At 40.6% G+C, this 17,598-nt stretch carries 17 protein-coding genes; 10 read left to right on the plus strand and 7 right to left on the minus strand.

What is annotated here, in order from left to right:
• Positions 1-25 precede the first annotated feature (25 nt).
• The 8 genes from G632_RS0100890 (at position 26) to G632_RS0100925 (ending at position 9,225) form a co-directional block, all read left to right on the plus strand.
• Positions 26-661 carry an AAA family ATPase gene (locus tag G632_RS0100890; protein WP_022767147.1) on the plus strand — a complete coding sequence of 212 codons (636 nt, stop codon included), beginning with the start codon at positions 26-28 and terminating at the stop codon, positions 659-661.
• Between the two features lie 218 nt (positions 662-879).
• The gene (locus G632_RS0100895; RefSeq protein ID WP_022767148.1) at positions 880-1,464 is read left to right on the plus strand and encodes a DUF6033 family protein; all 585 of its coding nucleotides are present in this window, start codon (positions 880-882) and stop codon (positions 1,462-1,464) included.
• Between the two features lie 216 nt (positions 1,465-1,680).
• Positions 1,681-2,301, plus strand: coding sequence for a dihydroxyacetone kinase subunit DhaL (gene dhaL / locus G632_RS0100900; RefSeq protein WP_022767149.1), 621 nt, complete (start codon positions 1,681-1,683; stop codon positions 2,299-2,301).
• Positions 2,302-2,304: 3 nt separating this feature from the next.
• Positions 2,305-2,700: a dihydroxyacetone kinase phosphoryl donor subunit DhaM gene (gene dhaM / locus G632_RS0100905; protein WP_022767150.1), complete on the plus strand. Its 396-nt coding sequence runs from the start codon at positions 2,305-2,307 to the stop codon at positions 2,698-2,700.
• A 17-nt stretch (positions 2,701-2,717) separates the two neighbouring features.
• Positions 2,718-3,713, plus strand: coding sequence for a dihydroxyacetone kinase subunit DhaK (dhaK, locus tag G632_RS0100910; RefSeq protein WP_022767151.1), 996 nt, complete (start codon positions 2,718-2,720; stop codon positions 3,711-3,713).
• Positions 3,714-3,965: 252 nt separating this feature from the next.
• On the plus strand, positions 3,966-7,397 hold the full coding sequence (locus G632_RS20790) for a starch-binding protein (protein WP_022767152.1): 3,432 nt from the start codon (positions 3,966-3,968) through the stop codon (positions 7,395-7,397).
• 124 nt (positions 7,398-7,521) lie between these two features.
• Positions 7,522-8,361: a CPBP family intramembrane glutamic endopeptidase gene (locus G632_RS20795; protein WP_022767153.1), complete on the plus strand. Its 840-nt coding sequence runs from the start codon at positions 7,522-7,524 to the stop codon at positions 8,359-8,361.
• Between the two features lie 27 nt (positions 8,362-8,388).
• A complete protein-coding gene (locus tag G632_RS0100925) occupies positions 8,389-9,225 on the plus strand; it encodes a CPBP family intramembrane glutamic endopeptidase (RefSeq protein WP_022767154.1) in 837 nt (278 codons plus the stop codon).
• Between the two features lie 72 nt (positions 9,226-9,297).
• On the opposite strand, the gene G632_RS0100930 is transcribed toward G632_RS0100925, so the two are convergent.
• Complete coding sequence (locus G632_RS0100930; RefSeq protein ID WP_022767155.1) at positions 9,298-10,422, minus strand: D-alanyl-D-alanine carboxypeptidase family protein; 1,125 nt, start codon at positions 10,420-10,422, stop codon at positions 9,298-9,300.
• Positions 10,423-10,554: 132 nt separating this feature from the next.
• Between G632_RS0100930 and G632_RS0100935 the strand changes: the two genes are divergently transcribed.
• Positions 10,555-11,631 (plus strand): tyrosine-type recombinase/integrase, encoded by a 1,077-nt coding sequence (locus G632_RS0100935; RefSeq protein ID WP_022767156.1) that lies wholly within the window; start codon positions 10,555-10,557, stop codon positions 11,629-11,631.
• A 4-nt stretch (positions 11,632-11,635) separates the two neighbouring features.
• Here G632_RS0100935 and G632_RS0100940 read toward each other — a convergent pair whose 3' ends face one another.
• Complete coding sequence (locus G632_RS0100940; protein WP_022767157.1) at positions 11,636-13,159, minus strand: DHH family phosphoesterase; 1,524 nt, start codon at positions 13,157-13,159, stop codon at positions 11,636-11,638.
• A 57-nt stretch (positions 13,160-13,216) separates the two neighbouring features.
• Positions 13,217-13,636, minus strand: coding sequence for a LysM peptidoglycan-binding domain-containing protein (locus tag G632_RS0100945; RefSeq protein ID WP_022767158.1), 420 nt, complete (start codon positions 13,634-13,636; stop codon positions 13,217-13,219).
• A 175-nt stretch (positions 13,637-13,811) separates the two neighbouring features.
• On the opposite strand from G632_RS0100945, the gene lexA reads away from it, so the two are divergent.
• Complete coding sequence (gene lexA / locus G632_RS0100950) at positions 13,812-14,429, plus strand: transcriptional repressor LexA (protein WP_026512302.1); 618 nt, start codon at positions 13,812-13,814, stop codon at positions 14,427-14,429.
• An 88-nt stretch (positions 14,430-14,517) separates the two neighbouring features.
• On the opposite strand, the gene G632_RS21615 is transcribed toward lexA, so the two are convergent.
• The 4 genes from G632_RS21615 to nadD all read right to left on the minus strand — a co-directional run bounded on the left by G632_RS21615 (position 14,518) and on the right by nadD (position 17,588).
• Positions 14,518-15,935 (minus strand): IS3 family transposase gene (locus tag G632_RS21615; protein ID WP_242826695.1). Its coding sequence is split into 2 segments (ribosomal slippage): positions 14,518-15,452 and positions 15,452-15,935, totalling 1,419 coding nucleotides; the frame shifts between segments, so codons are not numbered across the junction.
• Positions 15,936-16,024: 89 nt separating this feature from the next.
• On the minus strand, positions 16,025-16,387 hold the full coding sequence (gene rsfS / locus G632_RS0100965) for a ribosome silencing factor (RefSeq protein ID WP_022763914.1): 363 nt from the start codon (positions 16,385-16,387) through the stop codon (positions 16,025-16,027).
• A gap of 14 nt (positions 16,388-16,401) precedes the next feature.
• A complete protein-coding gene (yqeK, locus tag G632_RS0100970; RefSeq protein ID WP_022767161.1) occupies positions 16,402-16,983 on the minus strand; it encodes a bis(5'-nucleosyl)-tetraphosphatase (symmetrical) YqeK in 582 nt (193 codons plus the stop codon).
• The gene (gene nadD / locus G632_RS0100975; protein ID WP_022767162.1) at positions 16,980-17,588 is read right to left on the minus strand and encodes a nicotinate-nucleotide adenylyltransferase; all 609 of its coding nucleotides are present in this window, start codon (positions 17,586-17,588) and stop codon (positions 16,980-16,982) included. Before nadD ends, yqeK begins: the two co-directional genes overlap by 4 nt.
• Positions 17,589-17,598 lie beyond the last annotated feature (10 nt).

Consider the following 17,598-nt stretch of genomic DNA (forward strand, 5'->3'; position numbering starts at 1 on the left):
TAAAAATACGAAGGAGCATCTGCGTATGAATACAATTATTACAATCGGCCGTCAGTTCGGCTCAGGGGGAAGAGAAATCGGAGAAAAGCTTGCAGAGCATTTCGGTATCAAATGCTATGACAAGGAGCTTCTAAGCAGAGCAGCCAAGGAGAGCGGATTCTGCGAGGAAATGATCCAGAATCACGACGAAAGGCCAACAAATTCATTTTTATATAATCTGGTCATGGACACCTATTCATTTGGCTACAATGCATCAAGCTTTGTAGATATGCCCATAAGCCACAAGGTATTTCTTGCTCAGTTTGATACCATCAAAAAGATTGCTGATGAAGGCCCATGTGTAATTGTCGGCAGATGTGCCGATTATGCGCTGGCTGATTACGATAATGTCTTAAATCTCTTTATCCATGGCAACGAAGAGTGCAAGATCAAGAGATTAAAAGAACGCTTTGATGACATCACAACAGATGACAAGGCAAGAGAAATGATGAACAAGAAGGACAAACAGCGTCAGAGCTACTATAATTACTACTCATCCAAGAAGTGGGGTAGAGCCGATAGCTATGACCTTTGCATCAACTCCAGTATTCTCGGTATTGATGGTACAGTTAAGTTCATCATCCAGTACATAGAGGATTTTGAGAATTCAAGAAAATCATAATGATACATTTATGAAATTTTACTTCCGGAAGACTTTCTGTTTTCCGGAAGTTTGTTTCATTTTGGGGCAAATTTAATACATATTTAATAATATTTTCAATAACATGATGATACACTGAGCCTAACAAAGAATAAGGGTAACTGTACCCTGCTAAAAGAGGAACCAATTTACTCCATCCGCAGAATGGAATCTGCGTGTATCTTTCAAGGAGGAAGCATATGGCTAACAACATAGGAGGTAGTATCGGCCAGCTCTTTCGCGGAAATGATCCGGGAAATATAAAGACTGGTAAGGTAGCGGGAAAAGTTAACACATCGTCCAAGGTCGATAATGGTGGAAAGCTACAGAAAGCTGCAAATCCTTTTGGTGAGAGTGCCAAGGTAGAACTTTCACCTGAGGTTGAGATGTACGGCAAGGTAGTAGATCTTTTGCAAAAGAAATACGATAATGCCGATGTTTTCGTGGCAGGACCCGGAGATGACTTATCACAGATTGGCGGAGATTTAGAATACAGCATCATCCTCTCAGAGGATGAAATGAAACTCCTTGCTTCAGATGATCCAAAGGATAAAGAAGCAAAGGACAAGCTCATGGGTCAGATAGATGACGCTATGAAGACCATATCTGACATGAGCGAGAAGATCGGTGGAAGTACCGATGAGCAGGATGAAATCTCAAATTTCGGCATCAGAACGGATAAAAACGGGGTAATGAATTTCTTTGCGGACATCAATGGTGGTTCGTTCAAAGCAGATACCGTAGATGACCTGATCAAGAACTTTATGGCTTCGAAAGCCAAATAATAAGAGAAGTCTGTCAGCATATCTGGCAGGCTTCTTTTTTTATGCTTATTTTTAATCAAGAGAAACAATAGATTGTAAATATAATACAAAGGATATTTCGAAATTGTTTAAACAATTAGCCATTTTACACACATTATGTATGGAAATTCCGTACCGTTTTGTTATAATATACTAAGCAAGGCTTTTACAATAACAAATCGGGAGGACAAATTGCATATGTCTACTAGAATCTATGAATGCCTAAAGTGTATCGGAGAAAAGATTATTGAAAACAAAGATTTTTTGACCGACCTGGACAGAGAGATCGGAGATGCTGACCACGGTGTAAACATGGCAAGGGGTTTTACATCCGTTATTGAAAAAGTTGCTCAGGACGATCCGGACATCGGAGCAGCACTTAAAAAGACAGGAATGACACTTCTGTCAACAGTTGGCGGAGCTTCAGGTCCTTTATACGGAACAGCATATATGGAAGCTGCAAAAGTGCTTGCAGGAAAAGATTCTCTTTCTGCAGAAGATTTTAAGCTTGCCCTGGAAGCTGCTATTGCAGGTATTCAGAAGAGAGGAAAAGCTGAAAAAGGTGAAAAGACCATGCTTGATTCCTTAATTCCTGCACTTGATGCATATTCAGCCAAGATTGCAGAAGGCGGAAGCCTTTCAGACGGACTCGATGAAGCATGTAAGGCAGCAAATGAAGGTATAGAGTTCACTAAGACCATTGCTGCAACAAAGGGACGTGCAAGCTATCTTGGCGATAGAAGTATCGGTCATCAGGATCCGGGTGCTACATCAGCAACTATGACACTTGAAGTTATCAGAGATTTTATTAAGGGGTAAGCCATGGTAGGACTTGTTTTGGTATCACATAGCAGCAAGATTGCTGACGGAATAAAAGACTTAACCGATCAGATTGCATCAGGTCATAAGGGAATCATCGCAGCCGGAGGAATGGAGGATGGCGAGATAGGTACTGATGCTGTCAGGATATCAGAGGCCATTAAGGCAGCAAACGACGGTGACGGAGTAGTTCTTTTAGCTGATCTCGGAAGTGGAATCATGAGCGCAGAGACAGCAATAGAGCTCCTTGACGGAGAAGGCATAGATGTTAAGCTTGCTGATGCTCCGATAGTGGAAGGAGCTATCGCAGCAGCTGTTACAGCCGCATGCGGTCAGAATATGGACGCAGTTATTGCAGCCGCCGAGCAGACGCGGACTGTAAAAAAAATAAATTCATAATTTAAGGAGGCAGGGACATGAAGAAACTAATCAATGGGGTTGACAATGTAGTTGACGAGATGCTGGATGGTATGATAGCAGCTTATCCTCAGTACCTTAAGAGACTTGATGGATTTGATGTTGTTGTAAGAGCCGGCGGATCAGACGGCAAGGTTGCTCTTGTTTCCGGTGGAGGAAGCGGACATGAGCCGGCACACGGAGGCTACGTTGGAAAAGGTATGCTTGACGGCGCTATTGCTGGCGCAGTTTTCACATCACCTACTCCTGACCAGATCTTTGAAGCTATCAAAGCCGCTAACGGCGGAAAAGGCGTACTTCTTGTAATCAAGAACTATACCGGTGACGTTATGAACTTCGAGATGGCTGCCGACATGGCAAGAGATGAAGGAATCGAAGTAGATCAGGTTATCACCGCTGATGACGTAGCAGTTGAGAACAGTACCTGGACAACCGGTAGAAGAGGAATCGCAGGAACAATCTTTGTTCACAAGCTCGCAGGCGCATGCGCTGAAGCAGGCGGAAGCCTTGCTGATGTTAAGGCAGTTGCTGAGAAGGTTATCGCTAATGTTCGTTCAATGGGTATGGCTGTTGATGCCTGCACAGTTCCTGCAGCAGGAAAGCGCAGCTTTGACCTTGCAGAGGATGAAGTTGAGATCGGTATCGGTATCCATGGTGAGCCCGGCACACATCGTGAGAAGATCAGCCCTGTTAATGACATCGTAGATAAACTCCTTGGCAAGATCCTGGCTGAAGGTATCTACAATGCAGGCGATGAAGTAGCAGTTATGGTTAACGGAATGGGCGGAACACCTCTTATGGAGCTGTTCGTAGCTAATAAGCACCTTGCAGATGAGCTTGCTAAGAAGAATATCAAGGTTTATAAAACTCTTGTAGGAAACTACATGACATCCCTTGATATGGAAGGCTTCTCCATCACACTTCTTAAGGTTGATGATGAACTCAAGAAACTCCTTGATGCTCCTGCAGATACACCTGCATTTGTTCAGGCATAAATTGTATATTTTCAAAAGGCTCTGTCACATTGTGGCAGAGTCTTTTTTTGCCAAAAATTTAGCAAGGTAAACGTTTAACCTAAAATATAGCAAATTAACCATTTTTACTAAGCATAATTAATAACAGGCCTTTGAAAGATTCGATATTTATACACAATTGACAGTAAAAGGGGACAAAAAATATAATTATCTTGTTGGGAGTTAATCGATTAACAGTACTAGCAAAAAACTTTAATCAAATTAGGAGGTGTCATGAAAAAGAGTAAGTTGTGGCTAAGGAGTTTGGCTGCTGCAGGCCTTAGTATGTCTGTATTTTTGAGCACTTTGGGAAGTGTTCCTGTTGCAGCTACAGAGGTAACTGCGATTGAAAATACTGTAGAAAACGATGATCAGATTAATGCTGATGATCAGAGTACAGTAGATTCAGACGAAGCAGTAAAAAAAGATGTTAATGAAGTTAAAGAAGAAGTAAAAAAAGACACAGAAGAAGTTGAAGAAGTTGAAGAACTTGAAGAAACTGAAGAAGAGAAAGTTGAAGAAGTAGAAGAAACTTCAGAAGATGATGTGACTTCTGAAATCAAAGCGCAGGCATTTACAGTAACTGCTGCAGACGAAACAGTTACTACACATCGTGCTTCAAGAGATCCAAGGCCATCAGATAATGCTTCAGTAAATAGAAGCAACATTCACGACGGCGCTATTCTCCAGGCATTTTGCTGGAGTTTTAACACAATTGCAGATAATATGGCTGATATTGCTGATGCAGGTTATACAGCAGTTCAGACATCACCTATAAATGAATGTCTTGATACCAACCCCGGTATGAACCTCCATGGTCCCGACGGAATGTGGTATTACCATTATCAGCCTACAGACTGGGTAATCGGGAACTATCAGCTCGGAACAAGAGATGAATTCAAGCATATGTGCGATGTTGCAGACGAATATGGCATCGCAGTTATTGTAGATATTCTTCCTAACCACACAACACCTTCTATGGGCAATGTGTCCGAGGATCTGATCAATGCAGCAGGTGGAAAAGATGCTCTTTATCATACAACAGGTATGATCGGTGGCGGATATTCAGACAGACTCGAGCTTACATATTATGCTATGGGTGGACTTCCAGATGTAGATACAGAGAATATCAGCTTCCAGGAATACTTCTATGAGTTCTTAAAGGACTGTGTATATCTTGGTGCCGACGGATTCAGAATTGATACAGCTAAGCATATTTCACTTCCTGATGATCCTGTACCATCAGATTATGCAGATGTTGATAGAAATACATTCTATCCAAATATGAGAGAAGCTCTTAATGAGTATTCAACAGAAGTTGGTACAAAGAGCTATGATGAGCTTTTCGTTTACGGTGAAGTTCTTCAGGGTGCAAGCGACAGACTTCCTGCATATCAGGAGTACATTGGCGGAACAACAGCAAGCAATTATGGTTCAAGCCTTCGTTCTGCTCTTGCAAGTGGCAATCTTTCAATAAATAAGATCACAGACTATCAGATTGGCAACGAGACTGTTAATGGCAGAACATATGAAGCAGACGAAGAGAAGCTTATCACATGGGTTGAGTCACACGACAACTACATGAATGACTCAGAGAGCTGCTGGAAATCTATAAATGATGAGCAGCTTATACTTGGATGGTCATTTATCGGTGCAAGAAAAGCAGGAACACCTCTTTTCTTCTCAAGACCTGATGGAAGCTCACAGGATAACCCATATGGTAACAACATGATGGGAGCAGCAGGTAGCGATATTTATAAGGCTCCTGAAGTAAAGGCGGTAAATCTTTTCCGCAGGCAGATGCTTGACGCTGATGAGTACATCTCCAATCCCGGCGGAAACATTCAGACTGTAATGGTAGAAAGAAAAGGCGATGATGTACAGGGCGCTGTAATCATCAACAGCGGACTTGGAAGAACAACAATCAATGCTGAAACAGTTCTTGAAGATGGTACATATACCAACATGGTTGAGGGAAGTGATGATATCTTCCTTGTAAAAGACGGCGTTATCTACGGAAGTGTTGATGCAAGATCAGTTGCAGTTCTTTCAGATAAGCAGGAAGGAACAGGAACAATCGTTTCTTTCTACAATTCAGATAATTGGGATAATGTAGTAGCAAATGCAAACGGTGAGAAACTTTCAACAGTAAATGATAATGACGGATGGTACTGGGCAACAGTACTTGATGATGAGTTTGAGGTTACTTTCGAAAACAGCGACGGAAGCAAGACTTCACCTGTTTATAAGGTTTCTGCTTCAACAGGAACATTTGCAACATATGAGTCGGATAAGCTCTACTTCAGCAAGGAAGAGGCTGAAGAAGCTATAGGAATCCATACATATCCCGTATACTTCTTTGGTACTGAAGGCTGGTCCAATGTTAACGTATACGGATGGCTTTCAGACGGTGCACAGCTCTTTGGCGGATGGCCCGGAACAGCAGCTGTAAACGAGGGCGAAGGCTGGTGGAGAGCCGACGTAAAAGTAAAGGGCGATATAGACTCTTTTAACGTAATATTCAATGATGGTGGCAGCAAGCAGACCGTAAATATTGAGAATATCACACCTTCAAGCAAGGATATTTATGTAGCACCTGATGCTGAGAAATCAAGCGGACAGGTTGTAGTAAACAGATTTACCACAAAAGAAGCAGCAGAAGAGGCAGTTGGAGTATCAGGAAACTTCACAACAGCATACTTCTACAACACCCAGGGATGGGAAACAGTTTGTGCATACACCTGGGGTGCAACATCTCTCGGAGAATGGCCCGGCACAGAGATGACTCAGGAAGAAGATGGCTGGTACAAAATTGTACTTAATGCAGGTGCAAGTGAAGACCTCAACATCATCTTTAACAACGGCAATAACGGTAAGCAGACCAGTGATATGAAGATTACTGATATGAAGTACAGATTCTTCTTACACAATGGAATCAGCTTCCAGAAATACGGCTCCAAGAAGGATGCACTTGCAGCAATTGCAACAGGAGAAGACGTTAGCTACACAACCGTTTACTTCTACAATGAACAGGCAGAAGATGAAGCTTGGGAGAATGTAGCCCTTTACATCTACGGCGGCGAAAACGGAGAGTACAACAACCTCATTGGCGGATGGCCCGGAAAAGGCATGGATCGAGAGGAAGGTACAAACTGGTACAGCGTAGAAGTTCCTACAAAGGCTATTGAGACAGGTACACTTACTTACATCTTTAACAACAACGGTGCCGGTTCTCAGCTCGCAGATAACAAGAACATTACAGTAGAAAAGAGCTTCTTTACAAGCAGCTCAACAGACTCTTTTGAGAGCAAAGAAGCCGTACTTAAGTTCCTTGGAATCGAAGTGGTTGAACCTGAAGATCCAACAAATCCTGACGATCCAGGACAGGTAGAGCCTGAAGATCCTACAAATCCCGACGATCCAGGACAGGTAGAGCCTGAAGATCCTACAAATCCCGACGATCCGGGACAGGTTGAACCTACAGATCCTACTGAGCCCACAGAGCCTGATGAGCCCACACAGCCAGAAGAGCCTACTCAGCCCGAGAAACCTGTAGTAATAATTCCTATCGCTAAGATTATTGCACCTGTTGTTAAGGTTGTTAAAACAGTTGTAAAAGCTGTTGTATCTGTAGCAGCTAGCATCTTAAAGAGATTGTTCTGGTAATTAAAACATCTAAATCCCTATATTGTTTAAGTAAAAGGCACTCCCGGTAAGTTTGAGAGTGCCTTTTATTTTGATATAATATATTTGTAAATATGTACATTTTTTCATTCAGGAGGAACTCCCAATGGCAAGAAAACATACCATTTTAGATCATCCAATTATCGGATATTTTATTCTTTTAGTCTTTGTTTTGGTTTTCTCATCTATTGGCGCAGACCTTATAGATAAACCACTCTCAAACATTATACCGGGTTATGCAAAAGAACTGTCCGGATTGGGTTCTACTGTGACATCTGCGTCCGGTATCGGAGCCGCTATATTTGTTATTTTAGCAGTAATTATATTTACACTTTGGTTCAGGCCTGACTTCAAAGGCATTCTTGGCTGGAAAGGCTTTTTGTGGGGCATTGTGGTTATGCTTCCTTTCCTTATTGCTGATTATATTGGTGCAGCTATTGATATTCACACATTTGGATTTGGCAATGTGCTTGTCGCGTTTTTATCCGCACTTTCACCCGGATTTACAGAGGAAGCAGCATTCAGAGGACTTGGTGTGGCTAACTACATGAGAACTATCAAGTCCGAGAAGCAGATTAAACATATATTCTGGTTGTCGACATTATTGTTTGCCGGCATACATATAACCAATATCTTTTCAGGCGCAAATCTTGTGGCTGGTATTTTTCAGCTAATATATTGTGTCGGAGTTGGCGCAATTTTGGGTGCGGTATATTTGCGTACTGCTAATCTATGGATTGTAATGATCGCGCATTTTACACTGGATTTTGCCGGGCTTATTAACGGTTACTATTCTTCATCAGGTGGTCTTTCGACACAGCTTGTTGCCAGTGACTGGGTTAATCTTGTGGCATCTGCGATTGGAATAGTAACTTCACTTATCCTATTATCACCTAAACATTACCCAGAGATAATGGAACTTTGGAAAGAAAAGTGGAATAAATAATGTGATTATCAGAGTAGGAGAATAAGAATGCTAAAAAAGTATATTGAATTTATGAAAAGATCTCCGCTTATAACAGCTGCGCTCTGCATAGTATACGTGGTTGTGTGTTTCAAGACTGTACATACAGAGACAAATTTTCAGTTCTTTATTGTAAGAACCATGCTTTGCGGAGCTGTATGTTTTTTCCTGTACCAGATATCAGGAGATAAGACCCTGACATCCAGTTATGTTTCCACAGGATATGTCATCAAGAATTCTATAGGATTTCTTGTGATGTCACTTATTATGGGTTCGGTTTTGCTGATCTCGAATATAGAAGAGCAGGTCCCACTGAAAGATAACCCGGTATTGGAATTTATCATCGTATTTCTTATGTTCATTTCCGTGGGCCTTTTTGAGGAACTGGCTTTCAGAGCAGTTATAAACGATGCAATAATCTATAAGTTCAGGGAAAAGAAATATGTTTTTGCCCTTAGTGCAATAGTATCTTCATTGGTATTTGGGGCAGCTCATATTATCGGAGAATTTGATGCCACATCCGCTATAGCATGGGGGCAGGCTATAGCCAAGACATTGGAATCAGGCGTTTTCGGACTAGCCCTTCTTATTCTGTATTGGAAAACCAGAAATATATGGGCCTGTGGTGTCACACATGGATTGTTTGACTTTTTTGCAGGTTATACAGAAGGTCTTTTTGTTCAAGTGAAAAACTCCGGTTCATCGTATATTAATACCGGTGAAGACGGAGTTCGGATCCTTATAACATATTTTGCAATTGCTGCAATAAATATAGTCCTGACGTTTATTGTATGGAAGAAGGTTGGAAAGACTATCGATTTCGAAAAAATCAGGCGCGAGTGGTGATGGGCAACTATTCGCAAAACACAGGTTTTATGAATAGTTAATGCAGGATTTCGCCTAAATCAGCTCCCTAAATCAGCTGGTATACGTCTTGTAGATATCTACCTGGTCATAGATGCATCTCCATGAGCTCCATGCATCTGCTGTTACACAGATATAATGGCTTCCGTCATTGGATATCTGATAACTTGCTCCGCAACATCCTGACTGATTTACAAAGCCTGTTTTTGCACCGACAACATCACCGTTTGTATCTTTATCCTCAATTCTTCTAAGGAACCAGTTGGAAATCTGAAGTCCTTCAGGATGCTGTAATGTTGGTGATGTTAAATAAGTTCTTGCATTCAAGATTTCATGACAAAGACTGTTTTCCTCAGCAGCCTTTAAAATCATGGCCATATCCATCAATGTACAGTAATGATCTTCGTTATAAACGCCTACACAATTGGTAAAATGAGCTGTATCAGAAAGGCCAAGTTCCTTAAGTTTATCATTCATAAGATCCACAAAAGCTTCCTGGCTGCCGGCAATATATTCTGCAAGACACATTGCTGCATCGGCTCCGGACGGAAGGATTGTTCCGTACAAAAGATCTCTGATCGGAATTTCCTCGCCAACTTCGAATCCAACTGCACTACAATCGTTCTTGAATACGTAATCTCCTATTTCCTGAGTCATTGTGAAATGATTGTCAATGTCGTCGAGATGTTCAACAGCAACAAGAAGCGTCAAAATCTTAGTCATGGATGCAGGATTTATGCGGACATTTCCATCCCTGGAAGCTACAACCTTACCTGTATCAAGGTTTATAAGTAGTCCGTATGAACTCTGTACCTCTTCGCTGGCAATATATGCGGTATTCTCATCCTGTTCGATCACATAGCCATCAAAAAAGTTCGCAGAATCGTCTGATTTAAGAAGATACTCATTCTCCTCTTCTATTTCCACATCCTCTACGACCGTATCAATTATTGTGACTTCTTCTGTGGAATTATCCTCGACTATCTCAGCTTGTTGAGGCTTTGAAGACTTATGAGTTACCTTAACGATAATAAAAATGCTGGTTCCGATAAGTGCTAAGAATATTGCTGTCAGCATGCTAAGATGCAGAATTATTTCTTTTTGACGCCTTTTTCTATATTCAGCTGCGGTCAATCTCTGACCGTCTTTTCTTCTGTAATTTGCCCTAGAATTTCCCAAAACTTTTTTCCACCCAAAATAGAAATGTACAGGCTATATATTACCATTTTTGCCATGCCTTCATCAATATAAAAAAGCCACAATATTTGGTGCGTTATTTTAGGTAGAATCAATTAGTGGTATAATTGACCTATGCAAAACAATAGAAAAGATGAAAAATACTATAACGAACAGGATAAATTAAACACTATCAGGATGCGAGAAGTCTTAGATACCCTTCCCAGGTTCTGCAGACAGTATTTCAGAGGTATCGAGCAGAGAACCTCCGCCAGAACCAGACTTGGATACGCCTATGATCTTCGCATCTTTTTTGAGTTCCTTAAAAACAACAATCCGTCTCTTTCAAAAACACCTATTCCTGAATTCTCACTGGAGATCCTTAACAGAGTTTCTCGTGAAGACCTCGAGGAATATATGGAGTATCTCTCACTTTATGAGAAGGATGAAAAAGAGCTTTCTAACACCGAACAGGGTAAAAAGAGAAAAATGTCTGCCCTTCGTTCCATGTTTACATATTTTTATAAGAGCGAGCTTATAGAACGCAATACAGCTGAGCTTGTTGATATGCCCAAGCTCCATGAGCATGAAATCATCAGACTTGAGCCAAATGAGGTAGCCATATTATTGGATCAGGTTGAAGCCGGTGAAAAACTCACCAAATCACAGCAGAAATACCATGAAAAGACCAAGCTCAGAGATCTTGCAATGTTAACTCTGCTTCTTGGAACCGGTATTCGTGTTTCTGAGTGTGTTGGAATTGATATTGACGATATTGACTACGATAATAACGGTCTTAGTATTCATAGAAAAGGTGGTTATAACACAACCATCTATTTCCCTGACGAAGTAAGAACTGCTCTTCTCGATTATTATGAGCAGCGAAAGCTCATTCCGGCCTGCGAAGGAAGTGAAAAAGCGTTTTTCTTATCACTTCAGAACAAGCGCATAACTGTAAGAGCAGTTGAAAATCTTGTTAAGAAATATGCCAGAAATGTTACTACTCTCAAAAAAATAACTCCCCATAAACTGAGGAGTACTTTTGGTACAAACTTGTACAGAGAATCCGGAGATATATATCTGGTTGCTGATGTACTTGGTCACAAGGACGTTAATACAACCAGAAAGCATTACGCAGCCCAGGAAGACGAAAACAGACGCAGAGCTGCCCGAATGGTTAAGCTAAGAGAAAATAAAGATAATCCTGACTAAATCTCTAGGCATTTGCATAAGTCTTTCTGAAAAGAGATTTCTCAACTATAAAAATGTCATGTGGATCATCTACGCTGACAGCTATATAATCGCCTTTTTTACCCACCATGTATGTTTCTGATTCCCAATATGGAAACAGCTTGGTGGTTTTTTCTAACTTCCGGGCATAGACATTCATCTCACCTGTCGAGATGCATCCCTTTGCATCGGGAACAAGCGGATATATCTTGCCGTTATCCGCATCCTTAATTGTAGGCGTGTAATCCAGATTGAGCTTGAATCTCTTGCCTGTAGTTGTATATGCGCTTTCAAATTTCTCTTCAGATATAGCGGTAACATCTCCGCCTATACCTATTATCAATACTGTGTTGTCCTTGATCTGGACGTTAACATCGCCCTTAAGTGTTCGAACTATGGCCATATTACCTGAAGGTACATGCTTCTGAGGGCGTACATATCCAACAACCAATGGACTCTTTACATACTTGGTCATACTGGCTGTATCAAGTTTAGCTTTTTTGGCGTAGATGATCTCTGAGTTCTCAAAATAATCATTCATACGATCTTTGATGATATTTGAAATTGAATATTTCGCAGAATCATCATCTATTTCTATGAATTCAGGATAAACTTTCTTGATCAGTTCGTTTTTAAGAAGTCCGCCGGCTTTCTCGGTGTGTCCGCCGCCGGAACCGATTCTTGCAGAAAGAAATGCTGCAAGTTCATCAGCTCTGGTCTCCGGAACGCAGCTTCTGATTGAGAACTTTTTTCCAAAGTTAAGCACCGTATAAACTATACATACATCAATTGTATCTACAGCTACAATAAAGTCTCCAATAAGGCCTAATATATTAGGATCACAAGGTTCGCTTCTAAGAATCGCATAGTGATTGTCCTTGTGATATTCAACGCCAAGCATTGCGACTCCGGCGATTCTAGCCTCTTTGAGTGTCAGGTTCATATTTTTAAGACGAAGAATAAGCGCCTTATCATAATCCAGTGAATCGATCATATCTCGATCCAGAGGATGTGACATCTCGGAGAAAGCATTGGTATCAGAATAAAGTCCATAATAAAGAGCTGTTGAGACTTTTTTGTCCAACAGTTTATCTTCATCTTCAATCTTTAACAAATTCCAGATTACAGTACAGGAGCTTCCAAGATTACTTCTTACTTCATTTATCTTTGGAAGATTTCCGGATACCTGGTGGTGATCGATAACAGCGATTTCTTTTGCACTAAACCTACGTACATTTCCTTCACCATATTGGCAATCCGTCATTAAAAGAAGTTCAGGCTTTGTCTTTAAATTCTGAACATATTCGATAGGAATGCGCAATTTCTTGATCAGATAGACAAGATTACTCTTGCTTATCTCAAAATTGCCTGAATAAATAAATCTGACTTTCTTGTGATACGCTTGAAAATATCTGTACAGAACATATCCTGAACAGATAGCATCTGCATCAGGATTGTCATGACACTGTATAACTATTGAATTATACTTTAATAGACTTGATAATTTCATAACGTTTCCCCTTGATACTATATTATATCAAGAGAAAGCATAAAGCTATAATAATTATTATTTAAATTCAGCTGAATAATACGGTACTACAATATCTTCTCCTGCATTAATTGTGTTAGGGTCTGAAATTGCATTTATCGTACAGATCTCACCTATATACTCATTAAGATTGTCATAATTATCTTCCGAGAAATTGGCATTTGCAATGTTCCAGAGAGTCTCATCACTGTGTACGGTCACAGTCTTGTAATACTTAAATGATGGTTCGTATTCATCTGACTGAGCTGATGACATAACTGTTGTTCCGATAAAAGCAAAAAGAAATATAACAAAAGCAATTGTAAGGCCAAGAAGGAAATACTGTCTTCTTACTATTCTCTGACGTCTGATCTTGTTCTGCTGAATTCTGATCTCGCTAACACTGTTATATCTTGGGTTGTTATAAAGACTTGCTGCTGCTCTCATTGCCTCGCTCATATCTCCACCTCATCAAAAAGCCAAACACATGTTACGAACAATTGTTCTGATATAAATATATCGAACATATTTTCTGTTGTCAATACTTTTTCGAACATATTTTCCGAACAAACATTTGCTTTATCAAAAAAGCTGTGCTATACTTAATGCAGAAAATACGTCAGGAGGAGCCATTATGCCAAAAGGAAAAATTTCGCCCAAGCAGCAGGAAATTCTTGAGTATATCAAAGAGCAGACTCTTTCAAGAGGTTTCCCGCCGGCTGTACGTGATATATGTAAGGCAGTTAATCTTAAATCTACATCTTCCGTACACTCTCATCTTGAGACACTTGAGAAGAACGGATATATCAGAAGAGATCCAACCAAGCCCCGTGCTATAGAGATCTGTGATGATGGCTTTAATATGGTCAGAACCGAGATTGTCAGCATACCGGTAGTCGGACAGGTAGCTGCCGGAACTCCTATTCTGGCCGAGGAGAACATCGATTCCTACATTCCTATCCCTGCAGAAATGTGTCCCAAAGGCGCAGATGCCTTTATTCTTAATGTTAAGGGTGATTCAATGATAAATGCAGGTATTTACAATGGTGACAAGCTCTTTGTCCAGGTATGCAACACTGCTAAGAACGGCGACCAGGTAGTTGCCCTAATTGACGATTCAGCCACCGTTAAGACCTATTACAAGGAAAAAGATCATATAAGACTCCAGCCAGAGAACGATACCATGGATCCAATAATTGTTAATGATTGCAAGATTCTTGGCAAGGTATTTGGCGTGATGAGATTCTACTAAATACAAAAATTAAGGGGCAGACAATTTTGAGGTGACCCCCAAAAGTTAGACTTTTAAGCGTAGCAGTTTTATGGCTGCTACGCTGTTTTTATGCAGCCAAGAGGTTGAGTCTATACTGGACAGGACTCATCCATCCTAGTTTCTCTTTAATTCTTTGTTCGTTGTAATACTTTATATATCGCTCTATTTCAGCTTTCAATTCTTCGTAACTATAATAAACTACTACATAATAGATTTCTTGCTTTAGCAGTCCGAAGAAGTTTTCCATTACCGAATTATCTAAGCAGTTACCTTTTCTGGACATGCTTTGGAAGATGCATTCTTGTTTTAGCCGATGGGAATAAGCCTTCATCTGGTAAGCCCATCCCTGATCTGAATGGAAGGTCCTACGATAAGGACAGTCTGATGTGATTTCTATCGCCTGTTCAAGAGCATCCATTACATTCTTGGCAGATGGATGTTTATCTATTCCAAAACTTAGTATTTCTCCATTACACATATCCATAAATGGATCCAGATAGAGCTTGTGCATGGTCAAGTGACCTTTTGTATCTACTTCATAGTACTTTAGCTCTGTTGTATCGGTGGTTATTTTCTGGTGCGGTATATGGGTATTAAACCTTCTCTTAATCCTGTTAGGAGCAACGGTTCCTACTTTCCCTTTGTAGGAACTGTATTTTCTGCTCTTACGAGTAAAGGATGTCACCTGGAGTCCTAGCTTCTGCATAATTCGTTGAACCTTCTTTTTGTTGACCTTGTATCCCTGGTTATTTAATTCGCCTACCACTCTACGATAACCATAGTCCTTGTTCCTCGCGCGTATAGCAAGAATCGTTTCTTCTAGCACTTTATCTGGATTCTCCCGGTCAAATCTCTTTTGCCAGTACATAAATGTAGCCTTTGGCATACCTGTATATGAGAGAAGGTCTTTTAGTTTGAACTGTCTTCGGAGGCTGTTGATGATTCGCGCCGTTCTCTCATTTTTGCTTCGTCCTCTAAACGCAGCCTCCTCAGTTCTTTTAAAAATGCATTCTCTATTCTTAGCTTCAGCAGCTCATCCTCTAACTCTTTAACATGCTCTGCACTTGTATCAACTGGACTCTCAATGGGCAGAGTAGAAGATTTCTTTTCCGGCTTTTCCAATGTTTTCCTTCGACCTTTCTTGTGAGGTCTCAATGCATCAGAACCTGCTACACGAAAGCGCTTTACCCAGTTAACAATCATGCTTGGATTAGTGATTCCTTCTTGTAGAGCTAAATCCTGATATGAGATTTCACTTGATAAATATAACTCTACAACAGAAAGCTTCTTCTCGAAAGAATAACTATCTTTTTTTCGAGATCGTTTCAGACCATCATCACCAAACTTATTGTAATTATTAACCCATTCGATGATATGCTGTGAACTTGCGATACCATACTTTTCTGCCAAAAAGTTCCTTCCGCCTTCACCTTTGAGGTATGCTAGGACTACCTTTTTCTTAAATTCAAAATCATATTTTGCCATAAAAATACCGACCTCCAAAAAGTTAGATTTTTGGTCTAACTTTTGGGGGTCGGTACATTTTGTCTGCCCCTTTTTATGCTTTATTTGACTTATTTAAGATCGGCAGTATCTATCTGCTTACCGTCTCTCCAGATTCTCTCAAGATCGTAGAAAAGTCTGTTCTCGCTGTCGAAGACATGAACAACGATATCTCCGAAATCAAGAAGTATCCAGTTTGCTCCTTCATAGCCTTCTACATTCTTGGTCATGTAGCCAGCTCTTCCAAGCTTTTCCTGAACATTATCAGCAAGGGCCTGAACCTGATTTCTGTTGGTTCCGGCAGCGATAATGAAGAAATCACCGAGAGTTGAAATCTCACTTATATCAATTACCCTTATATCCTCGCCCTTTCTGTCTTCAAGGGCGTCAACTGCCATAGCAGCCATTTTCTTTGAAACTTCAATATCTGACATGTATACCTCTTTCCTTATTTGTAGAATTTTTTATAGAATTCATAGGCGTTCATGGTCGCCTCATCAACTTCTTTTCCGATTGTCTTAAGATAAATTACCGAATCATGCAGAATATGTGCAAGACACTTGTCGAGGTCTGTAAATGCCTCTTTTCTTATCTCAGCCATATTCTCAAGCGGTCTTCTGTTTGGCTCAATGAAGTCGGCGATATATACGATCTTCTCGAGAAGAGTCATATCCTCTCTTCCTGTGGTATGCCATCTTATAGCACCAAGAATCTCGGGATCATAGACATCGTACTTTGTTCTGGCCAGATACATACCGACTTTTGCATGTAAAAGAGAATGGTTCTTTCTCTCTACTTCTGTTATCTCGATATCATTCTTTTCACAGATCTTGATCTGTTCTTCATGAGTCATACACTTGGCGCAGTCATGAAGATATCCTGCGATAAGAGCTTTCTCGATATCAGCGCCGTACAAAAAGGCCATATTGGCAGCTGTATATGCCACTCCCAGGGTATGGTCAAATCTGTCGGGTTTAAGTTCATTTTCAAGCTGCTTGCGCAGTTTCTGAGACACTTCGATTATCTTCATCTGTATAATCCCTTTATGCACATAAATTCAATACACTCATCAGGTAAAAGATATCTTACAGATCTTCCAGTCTTAACACGCTGTCTTATGTCTGTTGAGGAAATATCAATTCTGTTAAAGGTCATTATCCTGATATCCGCACCGAATCTTGTATTAAGCTCACGTCTCTTTCTGTCGAGAGCAGGAAGATCGTCCTCTTCTCTGACTGCAGCAAGAATTACGCAGGATTTCAAGAGCTCATCTGCCTTATACCAGGAATCAATACCGATTATTGAATCTCCGCCGAGAATAAGATAAAGTTCATCGCCGGGATACATAAGCTTAAGCTCATTGATGGTATCAATGGTATATGTGCCTTCAGGCTTATCAATTTCAAGTCTTGAGCAGGTAAAATACGGGTTATCCGCAATTGCCATTTTGACCATCTGATAACGGGTATCGCCGCTTGAAATCTCAGTCCTGTTCTTTAAATGAGCCAGATTGTTTGGCATAAAGATTATTCTGTCCAGAGAAAACTGCTCTCTGGCAGACTCTCCAAGAAGAAGGTGTCCATTGTGAATAGGATCAAATGTACCGCCCAGTATACCAATCTTTCTGCATTCCATATTAGTGCCT

It is taken from the genome of Butyrivibrio sp. NC2007 (assembly GCF_000421405.1).
Taxonomy (GTDB): Bacteria; Bacillota; Clostridia; order Lachnospirales; family Lachnospiraceae; genus Butyrivibrio.